General features: G+C 43.5%; 17 protein-coding genes. 11 read left to right on the top strand and 6 right to left on the bottom strand.

Translation table 11 applies throughout. The features are described 5' to 3' along the window. Positions 1 to 130 precede the first annotated feature (130 nt). Positions 131 to 2521 (bottom strand): glycoside hydrolase family 31 protein, encoded by a 2391-nt coding sequence (locus FNW02_RS13110; RefSeq protein ID WP_191757977.1) that lies wholly within the window; start codon positions 2519 to 2521, stop codon positions 131 to 133. 505 nt (positions 2522 to 3026) lie between these two features. Between FNW02_RS13110 and FNW02_RS13105 the strand changes: the two genes are divergently transcribed. Together FNW02_RS13105 and FNW02_RS13100 are read left to right on the top strand one after the other, a co-directional pair. Next, positions 3027 to 3224, top strand: coding sequence for a hypothetical protein (locus FNW02_RS13105; RefSeq protein WP_191757976.1), 198 nt, complete (start codon positions 3027 to 3029; stop codon positions 3222 to 3224). A 117-nt stretch (positions 3225 to 3341) separates the two neighbouring features. Then, on the top strand, positions 3342 to 3704 hold the full coding sequence (locus FNW02_RS13100; protein WP_191757975.1) for a hypothetical protein: 363 nt from the start codon (positions 3342 to 3344) through the stop codon (positions 3702 to 3704). A gap of 283 nt (positions 3705 to 3987) precedes the next feature. Here the strand turns inward: FNW02_RS13100 and FNW02_RS13095 are convergent, their stop codons facing one another. Further along, positions 3988 to 4743, bottom strand: a complete 756-nt coding sequence (locus tag FNW02_RS13095; RefSeq protein WP_191757974.1) for a PspA/IM30 family protein — start codon at positions 4741 to 4743, stop codon at positions 3988 to 3990. Positions 4744 to 5175: 432 nt separating this feature from the next. Here FNW02_RS13095 and FNW02_RS13090 point away from each other — a divergent pair, with 432 nt between their 5' ends. From FNW02_RS13090 to FNW02_RS38595, 4 genes are all read left to right on the top strand, one after another. Further along, positions 5176 to 6966 (top strand): ShlB/FhaC/HecB family hemolysin secretion/activation protein, encoded by a 1791-nt coding sequence (locus FNW02_RS13090; protein WP_191757973.1) that lies wholly within the window; start codon positions 5176 to 5178, stop codon positions 6964 to 6966. 110 nt (positions 6967 to 7076) lie between these two features. Then, a complete protein-coding gene (locus FNW02_RS13085; protein WP_191758048.1) occupies positions 7077 to 7694 on the top strand; it encodes a Uma2 family endonuclease in 618 nt (205 codons plus the stop codon). A 331-nt stretch (positions 7695 to 8025) separates the two neighbouring features. Further along, positions 8026 to 9957: a two-partner secretion domain-containing protein gene (locus tag FNW02_RS13075; RefSeq protein WP_225225621.1), complete on the top strand. Its 1932-nt coding sequence runs from the start codon at positions 8026 to 8028 to the stop codon at positions 9955 to 9957. A 72-nt stretch (positions 9958 to 10029) separates the two neighbouring features. Next, complete coding sequence (locus FNW02_RS38595) at positions 10030 to 10755, top strand: S-layer family protein (RefSeq protein ID WP_225225620.1); 726 nt, start codon at positions 10030 to 10032, stop codon at positions 10753 to 10755. Between the two features lie 28 nt (positions 10756 to 10783). Here the strand turns inward: FNW02_RS38595 and FNW02_RS13070 are convergent, their stop codons facing one another. Further along, entirely contained in the window at positions 10784 to 11479 is a 696-nt protein-coding gene (locus FNW02_RS13070; protein WP_191757971.1) for a Uma2 family endonuclease, read from the bottom strand. A 247-nt stretch (positions 11480 to 11726) separates the two neighbouring features. Between FNW02_RS13070 and FNW02_RS13065 the strand changes: the two genes are divergently transcribed. The 4 genes from FNW02_RS13065 to FNW02_RS13050 all read left to right on the top strand — a co-directional run bounded on the left by FNW02_RS13065 (position 11727) and on the right by FNW02_RS13050 (position 19710). After that, a complete protein-coding gene (locus FNW02_RS13065) occupies positions 11727 to 14315 on the top strand; it encodes a CHAT domain-containing protein (protein ID WP_191757970.1) in 2589 nt (862 codons plus the stop codon). 190 nt (positions 14316 to 14505) lie between these two features. Beyond that, on the top strand, positions 14506 to 15513 hold the full coding sequence (locus FNW02_RS13060) for a DUF928 domain-containing protein (RefSeq protein ID WP_191757969.1): 1008 nt from the start codon (positions 14506 to 14508) through the stop codon (positions 15511 to 15513). Between the two features lie 103 nt (positions 15514 to 15616). After that, positions 15617 to 18421, top strand: coding sequence for a CHASE2 domain-containing protein (locus tag FNW02_RS13055; RefSeq protein WP_191757968.1), 2805 nt, complete (start codon positions 15617 to 15619; stop codon positions 18419 to 18421). After that, a complete protein-coding gene (locus tag FNW02_RS13050) occupies positions 18418 to 19710 on the top strand; it encodes a hybrid sensor histidine kinase/response regulator (RefSeq protein ID WP_431356804.1) in 1293 nt (430 codons plus the stop codon). The genes FNW02_RS13055 and FNW02_RS13050 overlap by 4 nt, the downstream gene beginning before the upstream one ends. A gap of 70 nt (positions 19711 to 19780) precedes the next feature. Here FNW02_RS13050 and FNW02_RS13045 read toward each other — a convergent pair whose 3' ends face one another. Beyond that, positions 19781 to 20194 (bottom strand): hypothetical protein, encoded by a 414-nt coding sequence (locus FNW02_RS13045; protein WP_191757967.1) that lies wholly within the window; start codon positions 20192 to 20194, stop codon positions 19781 to 19783. A gap of 5 nt (positions 20195 to 20199) precedes the next feature. On the opposite strand from FNW02_RS13045, the gene FNW02_RS13040 reads away from it, so the two are divergent. Then, a complete protein-coding gene (locus tag FNW02_RS13040; protein ID WP_191757966.1) occupies positions 20200 to 21399 on the top strand; it encodes a Coenzyme F420 hydrogenase/dehydrogenase, beta subunit C-terminal domain in 1200 nt (399 codons plus the stop codon). A gap of 35 nt (positions 21400 to 21434) precedes the next feature. Here the strand turns inward: FNW02_RS13040 and FNW02_RS13035 are convergent, their stop codons facing one another. Together FNW02_RS13035 and FNW02_RS13030 are read right to left on the bottom strand one after the other, a co-directional pair. Then, positions 21435 to 21812: a GxxExxY protein gene (locus FNW02_RS13035; protein WP_191757965.1), complete on the bottom strand. Its 378-nt coding sequence runs from the start codon at positions 21810 to 21812 to the stop codon at positions 21435 to 21437. Positions 21813 to 21888: 76 nt separating this feature from the next. Continuing rightward, a complete protein-coding gene (locus FNW02_RS13030) occupies positions 21889 to 23118 on the bottom strand; it encodes a methionine gamma-lyase family protein (RefSeq protein ID WP_191757964.1) in 1230 nt (409 codons plus the stop codon). Positions 23119 to 23162: the final 44 nt, after the last annotated feature.

The following is a 23162-nucleotide window of genomic DNA, read 5'->3' as shown; positions in this document are numbered from 1 at the left end:
TGCTCACTTCCAACTAAAAACCCAAAGCCGATTAGCGACAGGCGCTATCAGCCGGGTTTAAATCCCCCAACTGTTTACCGTTAACTGTTAACTGTTAACAGTTAACTGTTTACTGTTCACTGTTAACTGTTTACGGGAATTGCAGAATATGTCGCTGACCATCGTCTTGAAAGCGCTGCTCTCCAACGCCTACAAGTTCTACAATTACTTCACGCAGCGGAGGCGTCCATTTTCCCTCTCTCGGCGCAATTTCCACTACTGTTTGAGCATCTTCAGTACATACACTTAGAATTATCAGTGAATAATCGTTATCTTGATACTTTGTTGAGTGTCCATCATCTTCAAAAAATTGATATTCATTATTACCACGCCAAACTCGAAACCGGAGTTGGTCAAGTGGTGCATCAACATATTGCATGACAGGTTGCATAGGAACGATCGCACCACCACAGACATAAAGTGGCATTCTTTCCAATGGTGCATGAGCCACAATGTGAATAGGGCCTTGATAACGCTCGCCACTCCACCAATCATACCAAGTGCCAGCAGGTAAGTAGACAGTTCGATGCTCAACTCCAGGGCGGTAAATCGGTGCAGCCATGAACGACGCACCTAATAATACTTGATCGTAAAGAGTGTAGGTTTTAGGATCATTGGGGAAATGATACACTAATGGTCTTAAAATTGGTGCGCCTGTTGTTGCTGCTTCCCAGAAAAGAGTGTAAATGTAGGGCAATAGCTGGTAGCGCAAATTAATATATTCTTGGCAGATCTTTTCAACGCGATCGCCAAATACCCAAGGTTCATGACGAGCGGTAGTCATCGCCGAGTGACCACGCATTAAAGGGTACAGCATTCCTACCTGCATCCAACGGGCAAATAATTCAGCTGTGGCATTACCAGCAAACCCGCCAATATCGCAACCGACAAACGCTACACCAGAAAGCCCCATATTACAAAGCATCGGCAGAGACATTTCTAAATGCTCCCACAACGAATGGTTATCTCCCATCCACACAGCAGACCAGCGCTGCACACCAGCATAACCCGATCGCGTCAACACAAATGATCGCTCTGAACCGCGATGCCGTTGCAATCCTTCCAAGCAAGCTTTAGCCATCATAAACCCATACAAATTATGCACTTCTGTATGAGTAGAAGATGCAGAGAAATCCTTCCCCTCTCCCCTTGCTCCCCCTGCTCCTGTGCTCCCCTGTTCCCCTTCTCCTCCCTGCGGTGCATCCAGAGGAAACCAAATTTTTTCCCCCTTATCGCCGAAAGGGCGATCATTTATAGCAGGTTCATTCATATCATTCCAAATTCCTGCTACACCAATATCAGTCAGACTTTTGTGTAAGTCACCCCACCAAGTACGTACATCAGAACGCAAAAAGTCAGGAAAAACAGCTTTATCAGGCCAAACGTAGCCGTGAAACAATTCCCCATCGGCTTTCCGCACAAAGTAGTCTTTTTCTATACCTTGGTCAAAAACATGATAATCGGCTTCTGATTCATACTTCACACCTGGGTCGATGATTGTTACTGTTTTGAAACCATCTTGTGCTAAATCACTGATGAGTTTTTCCGGGTTAGGAAAGCGATCGGGACTCCAAGTAAATACCCGATAACCCCGCATATAGTCGATATCGAGGTGGATGACATCGCAGGGAATGCGACGTTGACGAAATTCCCGCGCCAGTTCCCGCACAATAGTTTCTGATTCGTAACTCCAGCGACATTGATGATAGCCAAGCGCCCATTTCGGCGGTAAGGGCATTCTTCCCGTTAACTGAGTATAGGTACGCAAAATTTGGGCAGGTTCAGGGCCATAAATAATGTAATAATCCAATTCATTGCCACGAGTTTCCATCTTCCAGACACCTGGTTGTTCCACACCAATATCGAACTGACTCCAGAAAGTGGTATTAAAAAAGATGCCATAGCTAACCTCTGGACGCAAAGCCATAAAAAACGGGATGGCTTGGTACATTTCATCAGTTAGTGCATCGTAATCTAAGGCATCCGTTGTCCAATTAGTTTTTACTTCGCTGAGTTTATCTAGAAAGCCTGTACGTTCACCAAAGCCATAGAAATGTTCATCGGCTGCAATTTCCTTCCATCCTGCAACTGCACCCATGCGCCAACCCATGCTCATTTCCGCATCTTGGGCAAAGGGACGATTAGCTTTGTCAAAACAGGTTATACGACAGTTTTGCCGCTGGACGCACACGCGAATCTGTTCTGTTTCAATTTCTACCGTTGCTTCAGTTTCTTGCACTGCAAAAGGTGTTGTTGCCCATTCTGCATCATCTAATGTCACTGCCCAAGAACGGCGGGGCATAAATTCCCCAGTTGGTGTCAGACGCACGCGGATTAAATTGGGGCCAAGTATACTGATTGTCAGACGTGAGTTGCCACAGTCAAAATTGATCGCTTGCTCACTCCAGCTTACGGCTTGTACTTTATCAACTATTGTCCAAGGTTGGCTGGTTGTAGGTAGTTTTCCGAAATATTGTGGCATATAACTTGTTAGACAGCTAAAAATCTTTCCGCATTCATGATTACAGACCTTAACAACCTCAAACTCCTTCTTTCGCTAGAAGTTGCAGGAAAAATTAGCAGATATTTTTTAGCAAGTTAATTTGTAGTTGCCAAAACTTTTTCTTGTTTTTATGGAGACGGTGCAGAAGTTGTAATTACTGCATTAAATTGTTTCGTTACTACTCTTGCACTCCTGTCGAAATTGCTTCTAAGGATTTTATTTACCATCAAACCGATACTAAATAAAAAACTTGAGGCATGGAATTATTACCAGATCAATGGATAGTACTCACAGGTGAAATACTGGTAAATTTGTCTACTTTTTTTAACAGTTCTTTGCTGGGCGCTTGCTTCATTTATCACAGCAAATAAGCAGCATATTAGTTAATAAATGCTCCTAACCTAGATACAGAGCGGTAATTGTAGATTTTGATCTAACTTCAAGATTGTGATAATCTTAACCTAGTATGCACGGAGAACAAGTCATGGAGATCACATTAACTACCGCAGAAACTCGAGCTATTTTGCAGGGCTGTCAACGTACTTTAAGACTTGCTCGGAATAATCCAATTTATCGCCAACGCTGTTTTCAAACTTCCAAATATTTGTCAACTTCAAACCATGTTGTCATAGATGACGCTTTTCATCCTCTTGGTGAAGCTGATGAGGCTCTTGAGAAGTAAAACTTAACACGTTTAATTCTCTCTATGGAATGTAGTCAAAGCTAAGACACAAGTTTACTATGTGCCTACTGATATAAATGCCATCTACATAGTGAAACTAGATAAAGGTGAGAAAACATGATTAGTGACAAAATTACTTACCATTTGACTCAACCAGAGCAGTTAAAGCGTGTAGACACAGATGAGTTAGCTGTTATCCGCAATCGCCGTGCTGCCAAGCGTTTTAGAATACAGCAGACTCTCAATGAGCGCATTCTAGAAACAATTGCGATCGCCTCCATTGTCAGTGCTAGCTTTTTAGGGATAGGCGCGTTGGGATGTTGGGGGCTAGAAACTATAAACGCTTTGGCAAAACCTGCGGTACTTAGCTCTCAAGAGTGGCGCGACCGAAAGCATATATTCTTAGGTTGGATGCTAGTTGGATTTTCCAGCTTTCTTGCTAGTAGTTCATTGGGTGAAAAGCCTGATCAACGAAGCTAAATATTAATGTCTGCACTCAAGGAATGTAGTACGTATTTCTGTAAAAGCGTAGACGCACAGCGGTGAGTCAACATAATTCGTAATTGATAATGACGCTCAAGGTCTCGCTACCGCTACGAAGCGCGTAATTCGTAGTTACAATCAGCTTAGGATTGAACCCACCACTCTCTTACAAAGTTAAGATCGCGCCTTAGCCGACGCTCTTACTTTGCGCTCTTATTGTTGCACCACCAAATCTTTGATTTGGCGGGGGCTATGACACGAAGTAATTACGAATTACGAATTACGAATTAGTAATTATTTGTTCACTTTTAAGACTGTGTACTTCTATTATTAGTTGCTCAAGCTGAGTTTTCAGACTCTCAGCAATTTGCTGCTGGTTATACTTTCGAGTCAAAGCTTCACGAGCCAAATCCTCACGGCCTTTTTTCATCGCTAATACAGCTATTTGATGCCAGTTTTGGACTTCATTTTGAGCTTGCTTGTAATTAGCTTGTATCTCTTCTTTGCTATCTTTAACACTATGAATGCTTTGTAGTATGCTCAGTTTTATCTGGTTGACAGATTCAACAACTTTGTTTGGGTCATTGTGATCTTGACCCTCATTAAGAAGCCTCAACAAACCATATGCACCAAGTCCAACCACTGCACCAGCAGCGACAACAGGAGCCATACCAATACTAAAACCGCTTCCTGCTGCAAGTAATCCCATATTTCCAACAGTTGTAGAAACTCCAGCACCACCAATTGCTCCTAGTCCTGCTGCACTCAAAGCTAAGGGTTCTTGGTTTTCTATTGCCTTCTTAGTTCCATAAGCAGCTATGCCAGTAACTACTCCTGTAGCAATCAAGTGAGGTGCGCCAATGCCAATAGCCGTTCCGGCAAATGCTAATCCCATGCCACCCACTGTTTGAGAAACAACAGCACCGGTGGCTGCTCCTCCAGCAATAAATGCTGTACTTTCTCCATATTTGAAATTAGCTGCCATGTCATTCAAATTTGTTCTGATAATGCGGCTGATGCGATTGCCTATTCCCATAGTTATGTTTTCCTTTTTTTGCCTATTATTCAAATAAAAGTAATAAATAATACTAAGTTTCAGTTTACTCTAGTACACGTTTGCCACTTCATTAGAATTCATGAAATCTTGCTTTCTGTTATTAAACTTTGTGTAAGGTACAGCCTTCCATTCCAGCTTTTTGGATCATTTATTTCTTGCAATACTCTTAGTTTGTATTTGATAACCAGCAACTTGGGTTACTACTTCAGCAACTTCAGTATTTATCCTGATGGCAATTGTAAAAAAATACAGCGAATATTCACATAAAATGATATATCACCCGTTACATCAAAGTATCGGGCTTAGCTAGATAACTAGTCGTGCAATATAAATTATCTAGTTAGGCAAGGGAACTCTTAATAGTGACGGAATACAGCGATTTCAATCGTGTTGAAAAATGCCTAAATATCTATGCGTAGGTACTTAAATGTGAAGAAAGAATCGATAATTAACCATACGCAAGGACGACAACTGATTTGTAAACCTCGCATAGCAACACTGAAACTTTTAACATGCGGCTTTGTTCTAGCAGCAGTATTGTGCAACTATCATCAGGCGATTGCCCAAACTACCAATGCTCAAACATTACCGCCTGGTCGTTTACCTGTCCCTCCGCTACCGTCGGATGTACTACCGCAGCCACTAAACCAGGAGCAATTACTTCCTCCCCCGCAATTACCAGAACAGCCAACTCCGGGACAAGATGATCCTAATGCCAAATTCCAGGTTGATCGCATTGAAGTTGTTGGCAGTACAGTTTTCAAACCAGAGCAGTTTACCGCTATTACGGCTCCTTTTGTGGGACGGGAAGTATCGTTTACAGAGTTGTTGCAAGTCAAAGATGCTATCACCAAGCTCTACACGGATAACGGCTATGTAACAACAGGGGCTTTAATTACACCGCAGACAGTAGAAGCCGGGGTAATCAAAATTCAGGTGGTTGAGGGCAGTTTGCAAGAAATCAAAATCGTTGAGAATCGGCGATTGCAAAGTAAATATATTCGCGATCGCATCCAACTCGGTGCCGGTAAACCCCTGAATGTAACCCACTTACTGGAAAAGCTGCAACTACTCCGTCTCGATCCGCGCATTCAAAATCTGTCAGCCGAGTTGCAAACGGGTGCGCGTCCAGGAACTAATGTGTTACGAGTCGAGGTTGAAGAAGCAGATACCTTCAAGCTAACAGCAATCTTAGATAATGGGCGATCGCCAAGTGTAGGTAGTTTTCGCCGAGGAGTAGATCTGCAAGAAACCAATCTACTAGGTTTTGGCGATACGCTCAATGTTGGGTACGCCAATACTGATGGCAGTAATACGATCAATGTCAATTATATGCTGCCGATTAATGCTCATAATGGCACTGTATCGTTTGGTTTTAGTCAGGGTTGGAACCACGTTATTGAAGAACCATTTAGCGTCCTTGATATTCTGTCAAATACCCGATCTTACGAAGTGGGTTATCGGCAACCGTTAGTGCAAAAGCCAACCCAGGAATTAGCGGTGGGGATATCCTTCTCGCGCCAAGAAAGCCAAACTGAATTAGGTCTTGATAATATTGGCGGGTTTCCTTTGTCGCTAGGTGCGGATGCAGACGGAAAAACCAAAATTTCTGCCCTGCGTTTTACCCAGGAATATACCCAACGCAGCAATCAGCAAGTTTTTGCAGCGCGATCGCAATTTAGCTTGGGGGTAGATTGGTTCGATGCCAATGTCAATGATAATGCCCCAGATAGCCGCTTTTTTACTTGGCGGGGACAGGCACAGTTGGTGCAGCAGTTAAAACCCGATACTCTGTTTTTGGTTAGGGGTGATTTACAAGTGGCAGCCGATTCTCTGGTGCCGTTGGAGCAATTTAGTCTGGGTGGACAACTGACTGTGCGGGGCTATCGTCAGGATGTATTACTCACAGATAATGGTGTGTTATTGTCGGCGGAATTGCGATTGCCCATTGCCCGTGTTCCCCAGATCGGCGGCGTGCTGCAACTGACACCCTTCATTGACATTGGTAAAGGCTGGAATAACAATGGCGAAAATCCATCTTCAAGTATGCTGGTGGGTACAGGGCTAGGGCTACTGTGGAAACAAGGCGATAACTTTTGGGCCCGTCTTGATTGGGGTATTCCCCTAACATCGGTGGACGGAGAAAAGCGATCGCTCCAAGAAAATGGGCTGTACTTTTCGGTGAGCTATTCGCCCTTTTAAAGCGAAAACTTGAACAAAGACTCAGCATTTTTCTGTCTTTAAGCTGTGCTACGATGCCAAACTAACCAGTCCCGATGTTGAAAATGGTAAGTCAAAGCGGAGGTTTTGATATGGCTCAAGCTTTAACCCAACTATTTACTTTTGAAGAATTTATCGAATGGTTGCCAGAAAACGCTGGAAAGCGTTACGAGTTACACGATGGGATAATTGTTGAAATGTCTCAGCCGAGTGGAAAACATGAAAAAGTTACGGGATTTTTAGCAGGAGAAATCACCGTTGAATATAAGCGATTGCAATTGCCATATTTTATCCCCAAAACAGCATTAGTAAAACCACCAAGAAAATCATCTGGTTACTCACCGGATGTAGTTTTAATCAACGATGCTAATTTACACAATGAGGAATTGTGGGAAAAAGAATCTACCGTGACTCAAAGCAAATCCATTCCTTTAATTATCGAGGTTGTGAGTACAAACTGGGAAGATGATTATTACACCAAATTAGGGAATTATGAAGCAATGAAGATTCCCGAATATTGGATTGTTGATTATGCAGCTTTGGGAGCCAGAAAATTTATTGGTAATCCGAAACAACCAACTATTTCTATTTATCATCTAGTTGATGAAGAATATCAAGTCGCACAATTTAGGAATTCGGAATTTATTATATCTTCTACTTTCCCAGATTTAAAATTAACTGCTGATCAAATTTTTAATGGTGCTCTGTAGAACCTTTTTATATCTACACTCTAGGAAACTCTCGACAATATTAATATACTGATAGCTGCTAAATAAATCAGATTATGAACAGCCATAACACCATTTATTCGTGAGGCTGCACCAAATTTTCTTGACTTTTCCTTTCTTCTTTCTTTGTGTCCTTCTCTACGTTCGCGTAGCGTGTCGTAGACAGACGCTACGCGAATGCGTCCTTTGCGGTTCGTTCCTCTTTTCAAATATTCGTGCAAGAGGTCTATTATTTTGATTTCAGCTAATGGGTGTTAGCTAAACCAAAATTTTGGGAACTTTAATACCAGAACGTCGGGGGAGAATTTCTGGTATGAAAGCGATTCGCAAAGTTACAAGCCTTCAGCTTAATGCTTTTCTATTTATATTAACAAACGGGCTATTAACTTCGGGAATGCTGTTGCCAGTAATGGGGCAAGTCACATCTGATGGCACTACCAATACCATTGTCAACCAGAGCGGTAATAATTTCACGATTCTTAATGGTATTGAAAAAAGTAGCAATTTATTTCACAGTTTCCGTGAATTATCTGTGCCAACAGGTGGATCAGCGACCTTTAATTTAGTTAATACGCCAAATATTACTACTATATTTAGTCGGGTTACAGGTGGAAATATTTCCAATATTGATGGATTGATTCGGACGATAAATAGCAGTAATCCTGTAAGTTTGTTTTTGATTAATCCTGCGGGGATTGTGTTTGGGCAAAATGCTGCGTTGAATATTGGCGGTTCTTTTGTCGGTAGCACTGCCAATAGCATTCGGTTTAGCGATGAAGTAGAGTTTGGTGCGGCGAATCCAACCAGTCCACCGTTGCTGACGATGGGTGTGCCGGTCGGCTTACAGTTTGGCACAAATCCAGGGGCGATCATCAATCGCTCAACTGTGAATGGAGCCGGGCTTCAAGTCCCATCTGGAAGAAGTTTGGTATTGGCAGGCGGAGCGATCGCCTTAGAAGGTGGACGCTTGCGATCGCTAAGTGGACAAATCGAATTGGCAAGCGTTGCCGCAGCCGGAACATTAGGGCTAACAATCAATGACAACGATCTACGCCTGAGTATGCCAAAAGACTTACAGCGAGGCGATGTATCGCTGAGTGCTGGAGCACGAGCCAACGTCAGTGGAACGCCTGGAGGCAGAATTACGGTCAACGCTGAAAATTTGAACTTGAGCGGAGGCAGCCAACTGCGATCGGGAATTTCAGGGATAGGCGCACCAGAATCACGAGCAGGCAACATTGAGATTAATGCTGCCAACACAATCAATATTAATGAGAGTGGCATTCTCAATCAAGTACCAGCAACCACGGTGGGAAATGCAGGCAATATTGACATTACCACCGGCTCGCTGTTTGCGACCAACGGCAGCTACCTAGTCACGAACACCAGAAGTAGAGGCAATTCAGGTCAGGTGAACATTCAAGCCACAAAAACGGTTTCTTTTGATGGAGTTGATCGCTTTGGTGAGCCAAGCTTAATATTTACAGGTGTCAATGCGGGCGCGATCGGGAATGGCGGAGGAATCAATATTACGGCTGACTTGCTGTCTGTCACAAATGGCGCTTATTTAGCCAGTAGCACGCTGTCTAGAGGAAATGCCGGAACTATCAATCTGCAAACCAAAACTGCTACCTTTAGCGGACAAGATGCTAAAGGCAATTCTAGTTACGTATCGAGTGCTGTGGCAACCGGAGGAATCGGGACAGCGGGCGACTTGAATATCAGAACCGATGCGCTCTTTGTCGCTAAGGGTGCTTTTCTGTCAACCGCTACACTTGGAAAAGGGAATGGCGGTACGATGAACATTTACGCTAATACTGCCAGTTTTGATGGATTCGGCGCAACGGGCGTTGCAACCTTTGCATCGAGTGCGGTGAATGAAACTGCTGAGGGCAATGGCGGAGCAATCAACATCAACGCAAACTCACTTTCTGTTACGAATGGTGCGCTCTTAACCACGATTACAGTCAAACCTGGAAGCGCAGGCGATATTAACGTGAATGCCAATACACTGGAAGTCTTGAACGGGGGACAAATCTTATCAACCAGTTTTGGGTCTGGAAAAGCAGGCACACTTACCTTTAATGTTAGCGATCGCATTACCTTATCTGGTAGCGATCCGACGTATTTTGAGCGAAGTCAGTTGCCAGGTTTCAATGACGCTTTTAGCACAGGAGCAGCGAGTGGATTGTTTGCTAACACCGTTGAAGGGGCAACGGGGGCGGGGGGAGACTTACGAATTTAGACCGGACAACTACTAATTCAGGATAGTGCAAGTGTCAGTGTTAGCAATCAAGGCACAGGCAGCGCTGGAAATTTGGTTGTCACCGCAGACACAATTCGTTTGAGAAATGCTGCCAGCCTCCGCGCTGAAAGCCGAGCTGGATCTCAAGGCAACATCATTCTAAATGCTGACAACATCATTTTACGCCAGGGTAGTAACATCACGACGGATGCAACAGGTTTAGCCACCGGAGGTAACATTACAATCGAGTCCCCTATTATTTTAGGATTAGAAAATAGCGACATTTCTGCTAATGCAATACAAGGTCAGGGCGGCAATATTCAAATCGCCACACAAGGTCTTTTTGGACTAAAGTTTCGGCAGCAATTGACTCCTGAAAATGACATCACAGCCAGTTCCCAATTTGGTGTTAACGGTACAGTAGATATTAACAATTTTGGAGTTGACCCCAGTTCTGGCTTAGTTGAATTACCTGTAAACTTAGTCGATTCATCACAGCAAATTGCTACAGGTTGTTCGGCAAATCAAGGCAGCAGTTTTGTAGCAACGGGAAGGGGTGGAATACCGCAAAATCCACTTCAACAATTGATGAGCGATCGCACTTGGTCTGATATCCGCGATATCTCTGCATACCGCAACACCAGGGAAGTTACAGCCCAAGTATCCCCAACCTCGGAAGTTCTTGTCCAAGCTACTTCTTGGCATCGTAATACCTTGGGCAAAATTGAGTTATTGGCAGATAAATCTCCCGCGACTATGCAACAAGTATTAACCTGTGCTGCGGTTCCCAAAAGTTAATTTTTTTGTGGATTTAAAAGTGCGATCGCTAACTATCTAATTTCCCAAAGCGATCGCGATACTGTTGTAGCAATGCCTCCATATCCTGTAATTGTTGCTCTGCCTGTTCTGCGCGTTGGCGTTCTTGTTCTGCACGTTGGCGTTCTTGTTCTGCCAGTTGTTCTAACTCCACGGGACTCAAGAATTGCCGTCCATCTGGACGATAAATTACGAGTTCATGGTTGTCCAACGCAAACCGAACACCCAACCGGGGACTCGTCCACCCATCTATCTGAGCAATCGGCAGCAATTGCTCACCTTGTCGTCGCCAACCTTTTAACTCGTAGCGGTCTGGGTCATACTGATAGTATTCTTCCACCCCATAGGTTTGGTAAAACTCTAGCTTGCGTTCCATCTCCTCTGCATCGTTGCCGGGTGAGAGAATTTCGTACACTACTTGAGGTGGAATGTTGTCTTCTTGCCACTGTTTATAAGACCCCCGCCGTCCTTTCGGTCTACCAAACACCACCATCGTATCTGGGGCTATAGGTGAAATTAAGCGCGATTTCACCGGATACCATAGCAAATCTCCCGCCACAAACACGTTAGGGTCATCAGCAAACAGAATTTCCAGATTTTCCTTAATCAGGACAATCCAACGAAACTGTTCGGTATTGTCTGCCATTGGTTTGCCGTCGCTGTCGGAAAAATGTAGATATGCATCGGTGGGAAAGATGGTGGTCATAGGTTAACCCGCAATCACACATTATTTTAATTCTATGCGATCGCCTCTGAACAGATAGATCCCATATTCAGTTGGGCAATATAAGTCTGTTAATGCTCAATTGAAGGCTGTTATAAAAATTGGCGTTGCTGAATACGGTATAAATTTACCTAGCTGAACACGATATATCGCGTCTCTAAAAAGGTTTGAAAGCAACTAACCAATTTCATAGATTGAATCATCAACACCTAAAAATTGGTAATTATTTATGGCTTTTGGAATTAAACAAGGTCGTTGGCTATATGTCAGCCTAAGTATTCTAAGTTTGTGTTTCACGTTTACCATTACACCAGTAAAAGCATCTCTTCTCCTGTCGGAGACGCTACGCGAACAAGAAGCTGCGTCTGCGCCACCGATAACAAACCCTACTCTTGTATCTTCCCAGCTTATTAACTGGCTAGAACAAGGACGGAACCTCTACCAAGCGGGACGGTTTTCGGAAGCTATTAGAGCATGGCAAACGGCAGCAAAGCAATATCAAAAACAGGGCGATCGCCTCAATGAAGCCCTGAGTTTAAGTTACCTCTCTCTGGCACAACAGGAACTTAATCAGTGGGAAGCTGCTGGAAAATCTATCGAGCAAAGTGTAAAACTTTTGCAAACGGCTAAACCTGCCGATGCGATTACCTGGGCGCAAATACTGAATACACGTGCAAATTTAGAACTACGTACAGGCAAAGCGGGAACTGCCCTCGAAACTTGGCAACAAGCTCAAAAATATTACGAGCAGGCTGGGGATACAATGGGAAGTCTGGGCAGCCAAATTAACCAAGCACAAGCATTACAAAGTTTAGGATTTTACCGTCGCTCCCGACAACAATTAGAAGAACTAACACAAAAATTGGCAGCAATGCCAGATTCGGAAGTTAAAGTTAGTGGGTTGCGATCGCTTGGTTTAGCTTTACACGCCATCGGTGATGGCAAAAGCCAGCAAGTCTTAGAGCAAAGTTTAGCCACAGCCAATACAATTGCAGCTAAAACCCAGTTAAGTTCTATTTTCTCAACTTTGGGAAAAGTTGCCTCTGACTCAATCGACCCGGAAGCAGCATTAAATTACTTTGAAGATGCAGAAACGACAGCTACAAACCCAAATGAAGCTCTGCAAGCACGTTTAGCTCGTTTCAAATTATTGGTGGATTACGACAAACTTGAATATGCTATCCCCCTCGCATCTCAATTGCGACAACAACTGGAAAAATTACCCCCCAGCCATACTTCCCTTTATGCCGCGATTAATTTTGTGGCGACCTTGAATCGGTTAGAAAAGCCCGGTCAAGTTTTACCAATCAAAGACCTGGCGCAACTGATGGCAGTTACAGTCAAGTCTGCACAACAGATTGAGGATGCGATCGCCGAAGCTTATGCGCTGTATCAGTGGGGACAACTCTACCGTCGTACCCAGCAGTGGTCACAAGCAAAGGAATTAGCTCAGAAATCCTTAAATATTGCGCGTCAACTGCAAGCTGACGATATTATTGCTCAATCGGCATGGCAGGTAGGACAGTTGTATAAACAACAGGGCGATCGCCCAAAAGCGATTTCAGCCTATACTGAAGCTGTTAAGTCGTTAAAAGCACTGCGTTCCGATTTAGCTGCGGTTAACCCTGATATGCAGTTCTCTTTCCGCGAAAGTGTGGAGCCTGTCTACCGAGAACTGGTGGGCTTACTTCTGGATGAGCAACCAAACCAGGCAGCACTAATGCAAGCCCGCGAATTAATTGAGTCGCTGCAAATCGCCGAACTTGATAACTTTTTCCGGGAAGCTTGTTTGGATAAAGCACAGCAGATTGACAAAGTTGACCCCACAGCAACGGTTATTTACCCGATTATCTTGCCTGATCGCCTAGCGGTGATTCTCTCCAAAACTGGAGAACCTCTGCGTTATTATGCAACTCGCAAACCACAAGCAGAAATTGAGCAGACTCTCAATAATTTGCTAGTTGCCCTCAACCCTGTTTCAGATTCCCAAGAAAGAGAGCAACTTACTCAACAAATTTATGATTGGTTGATTCGTCCTGCTGAACAGGAACAACTTTTCAAAGACACTAAGACATTGGTGTTTATTTTGGATGGGAAGTTACGTAACATTCCCATGTCCGCTTTATCTGACGGTAAGCAATATCTGATTGAGAAATATGCTATTGCCCTCTCGCCAGGATTGCAACTCATGCCTGCTCATTCGCTTCAGCAAAACAAAATCAATGCGATCGTCGGTGGTATCAGTCAATCTCATGCTGGCTTTGCTGCCTTGCCTGCGGTGGAATCGGAAGTAAAGCAAATTTCCCAGACAGTGCCATCTGATCTGTTACTAAACCAAAAATTTACCAGTCAAGCCCTAGCTGATCGGGTAAAATCCAGTCGTGTCGATGTCGTCCACCTCGCAACTCACGGACAGTTTAGTTCCCGTCTTGAAGATACCTTCTTACTGACATGGGATGGACAAGTTAATGTCAAGGAATTGTCTGAACTGCTGAAAAATCGGGGTGGCAATTCATCGAAAGCAATTGAATTGCTAGTACTGAGTGCCTGCGATACTGCGACAGGGGACGACCGCGCTGTCCTGGGACTAGCAGGTTTGGCGATCAAATCCGGAGCCCGTTCCACTATCGCCACCCTATGGCCTGTCAAAGATAAGGCAGCCCAAATGCTGATGACTCACTTCTATGAGCAACTACGACAACCTAAAATTACTAAAGCCGAAGCACTGCGACAAGCACAAATAAACCTGATCCGCCAAACAGATTTTCGTGACCCGTTCTTTTGGTCTGCCTTTGTTTTGGTTGGGAACTGGCTTTAAATAAGGAATATTACGTAGACTTAAGTCTAATAAAATACATGCTTTATAGCAGCAGAGATAGAAATCGTTTATAAATAATAAGATGTATACCTTTTCAGTCGCTTGATTAGGGATTATCTAACGAACTGAATACTGGATTTAAATTGATGTATATTTGGTATCAAAAATTTACAAAGACAAGAGGTGAATTATGAAACGTCGATGTTTAGTTAGTGCATTGGGCGTCATTGCTCTATTTGCTAGTGGTCTATGGAGCAGTGCTTATGCTGTAACATTTACTCCGCCGACTAATAATGGCGCTCCCAGTCAAGCAACGGGAGGGGCTTCCCGTGGTAGTTTCTTTACTTCAAAGAAAGGAAATAGTGCGCCCAGTCAAGCAACGGGAGGGGCTTCCCGTGGTAGTTTCTTTACTCCAAAGAAAGGAAATAGTGCGCCCAGACAGGCAAGTGGAGGAGCTTCCCGTGGCAATCTATTTACCCCAGCTAAAGGTAACGGCGCTCCCCAACAGGCGAGTGGAGGGGCTTCTCGTGGCAATCTGTTTACCCCAGCTAAAGGTAACGGCGCTCCCCAGCAGGCGAGTGGAGGGGCTTCTCGACTTGGCACTTACTACTTGAATCCTTCAGCGGTAGCAGCAACAGGCCCAGCCGCGCTAATTGCACTCTTACCTCAGAGTTTTTATGGCACAACGGTGTCTGAGCGTCCGACTGTGATGGTGTATATCCCTGCTTCCAATGCCCAAGAAGCCATTTTCAGCCTTAAGGATGAAACTGGTAAAACCCAGCACCAAATGAATATTCAAGTTGCTGGAAAAATAGGGGCGATGTCTACGACGGGCTTCGCCTACGCCATTAAGTTACCTGCCGATGCACCCGCTTTAGCCGTTGGCAAAAACTATCAATGGTTCTTGGCGCTGAAAATTAATGGAGAACTCAGTCCAAGTACACCCTATGTTGATGGTTGGATTCAACGCATTCAACCCAGTGCTGAACTAGCAAAGGCAATGCAACAGCAAGATGCATTGAAGCGAGCAACTGCTTTTGGTAAACATGGAGTTTGGTATGACTGTATAGCAATACTTGCGGCACTATACGCAGAACAACCCAACAATGCAACCCTTGTTAAGCAATGGGAAGAACTTCTGACTTCAGTTAGTTTGAAAGAAATTGCAACGGCTCCATTAGTGATATCTGCAAAATAAGAAGGTATGAGTGAGTCAGATCCCCGACTTCTTTAAAAAGTCGGGGATCTCTTAGCCAGCAAAGTTGGATTGGTAGAGTACTAACCAAAATTAACTGTATGACATGTGGCGCAAATTCCAGGTTTTTATTCAACGCACTCGCAGCATTTTGATTATTACTCCTAGTGTTGCCCTCACAGTCATGATTGGGCAATCATTAGGAATTTTCAATTTACCAGAATGGAAACTTCGTGATGAATGGGTACGATTGCGATCGCAATCAGAAATAGCTGATGAAGTTGTAATTGTCACCATTGATGAGCAGGATATTCAATCGGTGGGTAAATGGCCTGTTCCTGACTCGGCATTAGCAAAATTATTAGAAAAAATCAAGGCACAACAACCCCGTTCTATTGGTTTAGATTTATATCGGGATTTGCCAGAAGGAAGCGGTCACGAGCAACTTGTGCAAGTTTTCCGTACTACTCCCAATTTAATTGGTGTTGAAAAAATTACTGGCGAGCGAGTCAATCCCCCACCGGAGTTGCAAAAAAATGACCAAGTGGGATTAGCTGATTTGGTTTTAGATGGCGACCGCCATGTGCGTCGTGCCCTACTGACAGCCGAAGATGCCAAGTCAGAGGGAAAAATTAAAGCAGGATTGGCAACTCATGTAGCCCTCAAGTACTTAGAAGCTGAAAATATTACCTTAGAAAGTATTGACGAAAAACAGCAGAAGTTTCGATTAGGCAAAGCAATTTACCAGCCACTCAAAAACCAAGAAGCAGGTTATAGTGATGCCGATATTGGAGGTTATCAAATTCTCCTGAATTGGCATGGTTCAGAAGCTACATTTCGCACAGTTACCATGCGTGATGTTTTAGCAGGAAAACTTGACGTAGATTTAATGCGCGATCGCATGGTGTTTGTTGGTTCAACTGCTGCTAGTACCAATGACTTTTTTAGCACACCCTTCAGTTCATCCTTGATATCTGCTCAAAAACCGACTCCTGGTGTGGTAATTCATGCCAATATTGCTCTCCAACTGGTGCGAGGGGCAAAAACAGGGAAAACCAATCTCTATGGAATTTCAGGTATCTCTTCGTCGCTCTGGATTGTTTTGTGGTCTTTCCTTGGTTCTGGGGGTAGTTTGTGGTTAGCCAGTGCGCGTGGGAAGAGGAAGTTGCAAATTCCTGGTGGTAAAATTCTCTGGGCAACTGTGGGTCTGAGTGGGGTATTGATAGGAGGTAGCTACTATATATTCTTATCTGGTGTTTTGATTCCGGTCACGCCTGTTCTAGCAGGGTTTATTAGCAGTGTAATTGCAACGGTAAATGTTTATAAGCAGCAAAAGTTAGAAGAAACGAACCAGCAATTAGAAATTGCCAACGCTCAACTTTTAGATTATTCCAAAACCTTAGAGGCAAAAGTCGAAAAGCGAACTCATGAACTGCTTATTGCAAAGCTTGCTGCTGATGCTGCTAACCAAGCAAAGAGCGAGTTTCTCGCAAATATGAGCCACGAGCTACGCACACCACTCAATGGTATCCTCGGTTATGCACAGGTGCTAGAGCGATCGCTAAATCTCACAGACAAAAATCGGGAAGGGGTCAGAATTATCCACCAATGTGGTTCGCACTTGCTGATGCTAATTAATGACATTCTCGATCTCTCAAAAATTGAAGCTCGGAAATTAGAATTAGTTACTAGTAGCGTGCATTTGCCTAGTTTTTTACATGGTGTAACTGAGATTTGTGGTATCCGAGCCGAGCAGAAAGGAATTAGCTTTAATGTTTTGATCAGCGATTATCTACCACTTGCTATTCAGGTAGATGAGAAGCGACTACGGCAAGTGTTAATTAACTTATTAGGTAATGCAATCAAGTTCACAGACAGTGGTTGCGTGACGTTCAAAGTAGATGTTATTAGTTCACAGTTCACAATTGACGGTTTACAGTCAACAGTCAACAGTCAACAGTCAACAGATAAAATTCGCTTCCAGATTGAAGACACGGGTGTTGGTATGTCACCAGACCAACTGGAAAAAATCTTTTTGCCGTTTGAGCAAGTCGGTTCAGCAGGGCAGCGTTCTGAAGGGACAGGCTTGGGATTGACCATCAGTCAAAGAATTATCGCATTGATGGGAAGCCAAATTCAGGTGCAGAGTCATCTGGGTGAAGGAAGTTTATTTTGGCTGGATTTGACAGTACCGCTTGCTCACGAATGGAATGAAGGCAAAACGGCTTCAAGCCACCAAAAAATCAGCCAGATTCGGGGTAGTGTAACTCAAGTTCTCATTGTTGATGATGATGACAATCACCGTTCCATGTTGACCAGTTTGTTGCAAGAAATTGGTTGTCGAACCTTGGAAGCGGCAGATGGTAAACATGGGTTAAAACTGGCAACTGAACATCACCCGGATGTGATTCTCCTCGATTTAGCCATGCCCAATATGGATGGCTTTGAGTTCATGGTTCACCTGCAAGAAAATCCACAAACCTGTTCTATTCCGATTATTGTCTCTAGTGCTAACGTTTTCGAGGACAATCGTCAGCGGAGTTTACAAGCAGGGGCAACAGCATTTGTGCCCAAACCCCTCCAGGTAGATGAATTAATCAATGCATTGCAATCAGTGCTAAAAGTTGACTGGATATATACTCAATCTAAACCTCAGCAGTTGTCTGCCAAGAATGAGCAAGTAGATAATAGTGAATTGATGTTGCCTTCTCAGGATATCTTGCAACAACTCTATCATTTAGCAATGATGGGGGATATCTCGGCAATAGAGGAAATGTTAAAAGAGCTGATTGAGCTAAATCCGCAACAAGCTGCTTTTGCGGCTGAGTTGACGAAACTCACAACAACTTTTCAAACAGGAAAAATACGTAAATTCCTCAAAATTTTTGTAACAATGGAGTCCCACCAATGATGGACGATTTTTTCTCGAAGCCAAGGCGTATCCTTTTGGTGGACGACAATCCAAATAATCTTAAGGTAATGTCTGAAGCGATTCAAGGATATGGCTGGCAAGCCCTCATGGCAACTGATGGAGAATCAGCGGTCGAACAAGTAGAATACGCGGCTCCCGATCTAATCCTCCTAGATATCATGATGCCAGGTATTGATGGATTTGAAACATGCCGCAGGCTGAAAGCCAATTCCATCACTCAGAATATCCCGATTATTTTTATGACTGCCTTATCCGATACCACAGACAAGGTAAAAGGACTGGAAATTGGTGCAGTTGACTACATTACCAAACCCTTCCAACAGGAAGAAGTCATTGCTCGATTAAAGTTACATCTGAAAATTTCTCATCTTACCTATACTCTAGAACAAAGCGTGCAAGAACGCACCGCAGAATTAACCCAATCTTTACAACAGTTACAGCAAACCCAACTACAACTAATCCAGAGTGAGAAAATGTCTACCCTTGGAGAACTCGTCGCAGGTATAGGTCATGAAATTAATAACCCGATTGGTTTTATTAGTGGAAATTGCTCTCATATTGAGGAATATGTGAAGGATCTTCTGCGTTTGGTAAATCTACAACAGCAAAAGCTACCATATCCAGACCTGGAAACCGAAGAACTCCTTGAAGAAATTGACTTAGAATATCTGGCGGAGGATCTACCAAAACTTTTGTTATCAATGCGCCAGGGAATTTGTCGTCTTAAGGACATCAGCCTCTCTCTTAGAACCTTTGCTCGCTCCGATATCTCATCTAAGGTAAAGTTTCAGATTCACGAAGGAATCGATAGTACCTTAATGCTATTAAAACATCGACTTAAAGATCAAGGAGACCGTTCTAAAATCGAGGTTGTCACACAATACGGTGAGTTACCTCCAATCACTTGCTATCCTGGACAATTGAATCAGGTATTTATGAATATTATCGCTAATGCAATTGATGCATTTGATGACCTCTATCAAAATCGCTCAGATCAGAAGATCCCTAACACCATTATGATCACTACATCAGTTGAGCATCAGCAACAAGCCGTTACAATTTGCATCGAAGATAATGCTCTTGGTATACCGACTGAAGTGCAAGCTAGAATTTTTGAGCCATCTTTTACAACTAAGCCTGTGGGTAAAGGTACTGGGTTAGGATTAGCTATCAGCCACCAAATTATTGTTGATAAACACAATGGACAAATCACCTGCTCCTCAACCTCTGGTCAAGGAACGAAGTTTACGATTACTCTACCAATTTAGCGTTTCCAAAGAAAATTTTTCAGTCGGTGTATTTCAGTCTAAACTTCAGTTGAAAGCTAGATTATTATAATTATTTTTCAAAGCTATGTGAACCTTTTGTTGCAGTATTTAGCTTATTATTGAGCTTTTTCATAATCTTGATGGATGCTTCTTGATTTAAAACAGCGGTTTTCATAGCTTTCTGTGTTTCCCGAATAGCCTCTACTAAAATTAATTTAATGTCTTTTTTGACTGTAACCTGGTCTTGAGGTTTAGATGGTAGTAACTGTTCTTCTTTAAGTCGCTGTAATTCATCATTAACATCTTTATCTTCAAAGCTGATGAATGGCTGCGAAACCTCTTGTGTAGGAGCTTCTATCTTCTTTAAAAATTTATTTTTTATATGCTCAAAGGCACTTGTAGCACCACTGGTGTTAGGCTTGCTAGGTAATACTCCACCTGGGAAGGTATTGTAATAGAAGCGATTCCTAGATAAAACAAACAATTTATATGACTTCTATTGATTTTACCAAACACAAAAAAGCCAGAGCATTAAAACCCACCAGCCGCCGCCCTGCAAAAGAACTCTGTAGCGAGTGTGGATTGTGCGATACATACTATATTCACTATGTCAAGGAAGCCTGCGCCTTTATCAATCAGCAGATAGGTGAACTTGAAGAAAAAGCGCACACGCGATCGCGCGATCTCGATAACGCCAATGAACTCTACTTCGGTGTCCATCAAGACATGATGGCGGCACGAAAACAGCAGCCCATAGAAGGCGCACAATGGACAGGTATTGTTAGCAGCATCGCCATTGAAATGTTGAATCGCGGTTTAGTTGAAGGCGTTGTCTGTGTCCAAAACACCAAAGAAGACCGTTTTCAACCTATGCCCGTCATTGCTCGTACCCCAGAAGAAATACTAGCAGCGCGGGTAAATAAACCAACACTTTCGCCAAACCTTTCCATATTAGAACAAGTCGAAAAATCGGGAATGAAGCGGCTATTGGTAATTGGTGTTGGTTGCCAAATCCAAGCACTACGAGCTGTAGAAAAACAACTTGGTCTAGAAAAGCTTTATGTTTTAGGTACACCCTGTGTAGATAATGTTAATCGTGCCGGACTGCAAAAATTCTTAGAAACAACTAGCCGATCGCCTAATACAGTTGTGCATTACGAATTTATGCAAGACTTCCGAGTTCACTTTAAACATGAGGATGGTTCAACAGAAACCGTGCCTTTCTTTGGCTTAAAAACCAATCAACTCAAAGATGTCTTTGCCCCATCTTGTATGAGTTGCTTTGATTATGTCAACTCTTTAGCAGATTTAGTCGTCGGCTACATGGGCGCACCCTTTGGTTGGCAGTGGATTGTAGTCAGAAATAACACAGGTAAAGAAATGCTGGATTTGGTGAAAGACCAATTAGATACTCAACCAGTGATGTCCAAAGGTAATCGTAAAGAAGCTGTACAACAAAGTATTCCTGCTTACGACAAAGGTGTTACCCTTCCGATGTGGGCTGCAAAACTGATGGGTGTGGTAATCGAAAGAATCGGCCCCAAGGGCTTGGAATATGCCCGGTTTTCTATTGATTCTCACTTTACTCGTAATTACTTGTATGTAAAGCGGAATCACCCGGAGAAGTTAGAGGAGCATGTGCCGGAGTTTGCTAAGCGGATTGTTGGGCAGTATAAGTTACCGGAATAATTTCTCACGCAGAGACGCAGAGGCGCGAAGAGTTTTTAGAGACTGTTGACTACCCGTGAGATACCGTCTTTGATTAGTGAGACGTTAAAGTTGATTAACAATCCAACTCGCTTATCGGCAAGACGTAGGTAGGTTAATAACTGCTTTTTGTGTACTGGATGAACAACTTCCACTGATTTGAGTTCAACAATTACCTTATCTTCGACTATCAAATCAGTGCGAAAGCCTTCCTCCAAAACAACACCCTCATAAACTACCGGAATTACCACCTGTCTTCTAACCTGTAACTTTCCCCTCCTTAACTCAAAATCCATAACCGTCTCATAAACTGATTCCAGCAAACCCGGCCCCAAACTCGTGTGAACCTTGTAAGCAGCATCCACAATTGCACCTGAAATCTCATTCTCAACCATTCGTCCATGCCTCACTCTCTGCGCCTCTGCGCCTCTGCGTGAGGCAATCTTAACTCATATAACTTGTATACCCCAATCAAGCTTCTCCCACAGCCTTGATCGCCGCCTCCAATGCGATCGCCACATGAGTCCAATGAGTCCCCCCTTGGCAATAAACCACATACGGCTCACGCAAAGGCCCATCTGCCGAAAACTCCAACGTACTCCCCTCAATAAAAGTCCCTCCAGCCATAACTACCTGGCTCTCGTAACCCGGCATTTCATCTGGAACTGGATCAAGATAGGAACCAATGGGAGAATGCTGTTGGATGACTTTACAGAAAGCAATGAGTTTTTCGGCAGAACCAAGTTTAATTGCTTGGATCACATCCCCACGAGGAGCAAACGGTGCGGGATTCACTGCATAACCAAGTTTGTCAAATATATAACCAGTAAGATAAGTCCCCTTCATTGCCTCTCCTACCATTTGTGGAGCCAAAAACAAACCTTGGAAGAGGAGGCGATTTTGGTCAAAAGTAGCACCGCCATAACTACCAATACCAGGAGCAGTAAGGCGACAAGCGGCTGCTTCCACTAAGTCTGCTCGACCAGCGACATAACCGCCAGCATTCACAATAGTGCCACCAGGATTTTTAATTAAAGACCCTGCCATCAAATCAGCGCCTACAGCAGTGGGTTCTCGTGTTTCGATAAATTCGCCGTAGCAGTTATCTACAAAACAAACGGTTTTGGGGTTTTGCTGTTTAACTAAGTGGATAATTTTTTCAATATCGGCAATGGATAGACTCGGACGCCAAGAATAGCCACAAGAACGCTGAATTAACACTAAACGAGTATTATCAGCCACGCTAGTGCTTAAAGCTTGCCAATCTACTGTTCCGTCCAGGGTTAGCTCTAATTGGCGGTAATTTATGCCAAACTCGATAAGAGAACCTTGACCATTGCCCCGTAAACCAATGACTTCTTCAAGCGTATCGTAGGGAGAACCGACCACTGCTAACATTTCATCTCCAGGACGGAGTACACCAAATAATGCACAAGCGATCGCATGAGTTCCTGAAACGAACTGCACCCGTACTGCTGCTGCTTGAGCACCCATCACTTCTGCAAAAACTTTATCTAAAGTTTCTCGTCCTAGATCATCATGCCCGTAACCAGATACACCAGCAAAATGATGTGTACCTACACGGTGATTACGAAATGCATCTAGCACTCGTTTAAGATTATGCTTGACCTGAGTGTCAATTACAGAAAAAATTTCTAACAGTGCCAGCTCTGCTTGCTGCACCTGTTCCAAACTGTTCATTAATTTCCTCGTTCACAAAAAATTATAGAGATGCGGATTATTGG

Source organism: Komarekiella delphini-convector SJRDD-AB1 (assembly GCF_014831675.1).
Taxonomy (GTDB): Bacteria; Cyanobacteriota; Cyanobacteriia; order Cyanobacteriales; family Nostocaceae; genus Komarekiella.
Note: the sequence above shows the minus strand (reverse complement) of the source record. Positions and strands in the feature narration are given on the sequence as shown.

Bases quoted from the DNA above. Each gene is read 5' to 3' on its own strand.
- FNW02_RS13110 (WP_191757977.1), bottom strand. From the start codon at position 2,521: ATGCCACAATATTTCGGAAAACTACCTACAACCAGCCAACCTTGGACA.
- FNW02_RS13105 (WP_191757976.1), top strand. From the start codon at position 3,027: ATGGAGATCACATTAACTACCGCAGAAACTCGAGCTATTTTGCAGGGC.
- FNW02_RS13100 (WP_191757975.1), top strand. From the start codon at position 3,342: ATGATTAGTGACAAAATTACTTACCATTTGACTCAACCAGAGCAGTTA.
- FNW02_RS13095 (WP_191757974.1), bottom strand. From the start codon at position 4,743: ATGGGAATAGGCAATCGCATCAGCCGCATTATCAGAACAAATTTGAAT.
- FNW02_RS13090 (WP_191757973.1), top strand. From the start codon at position 5,176: ATGCGTAGGTACTTAAATGTGAAGAAAGAATCGATAATTAACCATACG.
- FNW02_RS13085 (WP_191758048.1), top strand. From the start codon at position 7,077: ATGGCTCAAGCTTTAACCCAACTATTTACTTTTGAAGAATTTATCGAA.
- FNW02_RS13075 (WP_225225621.1), top strand. From the start codon at position 8,026: ATGAAAGCGATTCGCAAAGTTACAAGCCTTCAGCTTAATGCTTTTCTA.
- FNW02_RS13070 (WP_191757971.1), bottom strand. From the start codon at position 11,479: ATGACCACCATCTTTCCCACCGATGCATATCTACATTTTTCCGACAGC.
- FNW02_RS13065 (WP_191757970.1), top strand. From the start codon at position 11,727: ATGGCTTTTGGAATTAAACAAGGTCGTTGGCTATATGTCAGCCTAAGT.
- FNW02_RS13060 (WP_191757969.1), top strand. From the start codon at position 14,506: ATGAAACGTCGATGTTTAGTTAGTGCATTGGGCGTCATTGCTCTATTT.
- FNW02_RS13055 (WP_191757968.1), top strand. From the start codon at position 15,617: ATGTGGCGCAAATTCCAGGTTTTTATTCAACGCACTCGCAGCATTTTG.
- FNW02_RS13050 (WP_431356804.1), top strand. From the start codon at position 18,418: ATGATGGACGATTTTTTCTCGAAGCCAAGGCGTATCCTTTTGGTGGAC.
- FNW02_RS13040 (WP_191757966.1), top strand. From the start codon at position 20,200: ATGACTTCTATTGATTTTACCAAACACAAAAAAGCCAGAGCATTAAAA.
- FNW02_RS13035 (WP_191757965.1), bottom strand. From the start codon at position 21,812: ATGGTTGAGAATGAGATTTCAGGTGCAATTGTGGATGCTGCTTACAAG.
- FNW02_RS13030 (WP_191757964.1), bottom strand. From the start codon at position 23,118: ATGAACAGTTTGGAACAGGTGCAGCAAGCAGAGCTGGCACTGTTAGAA.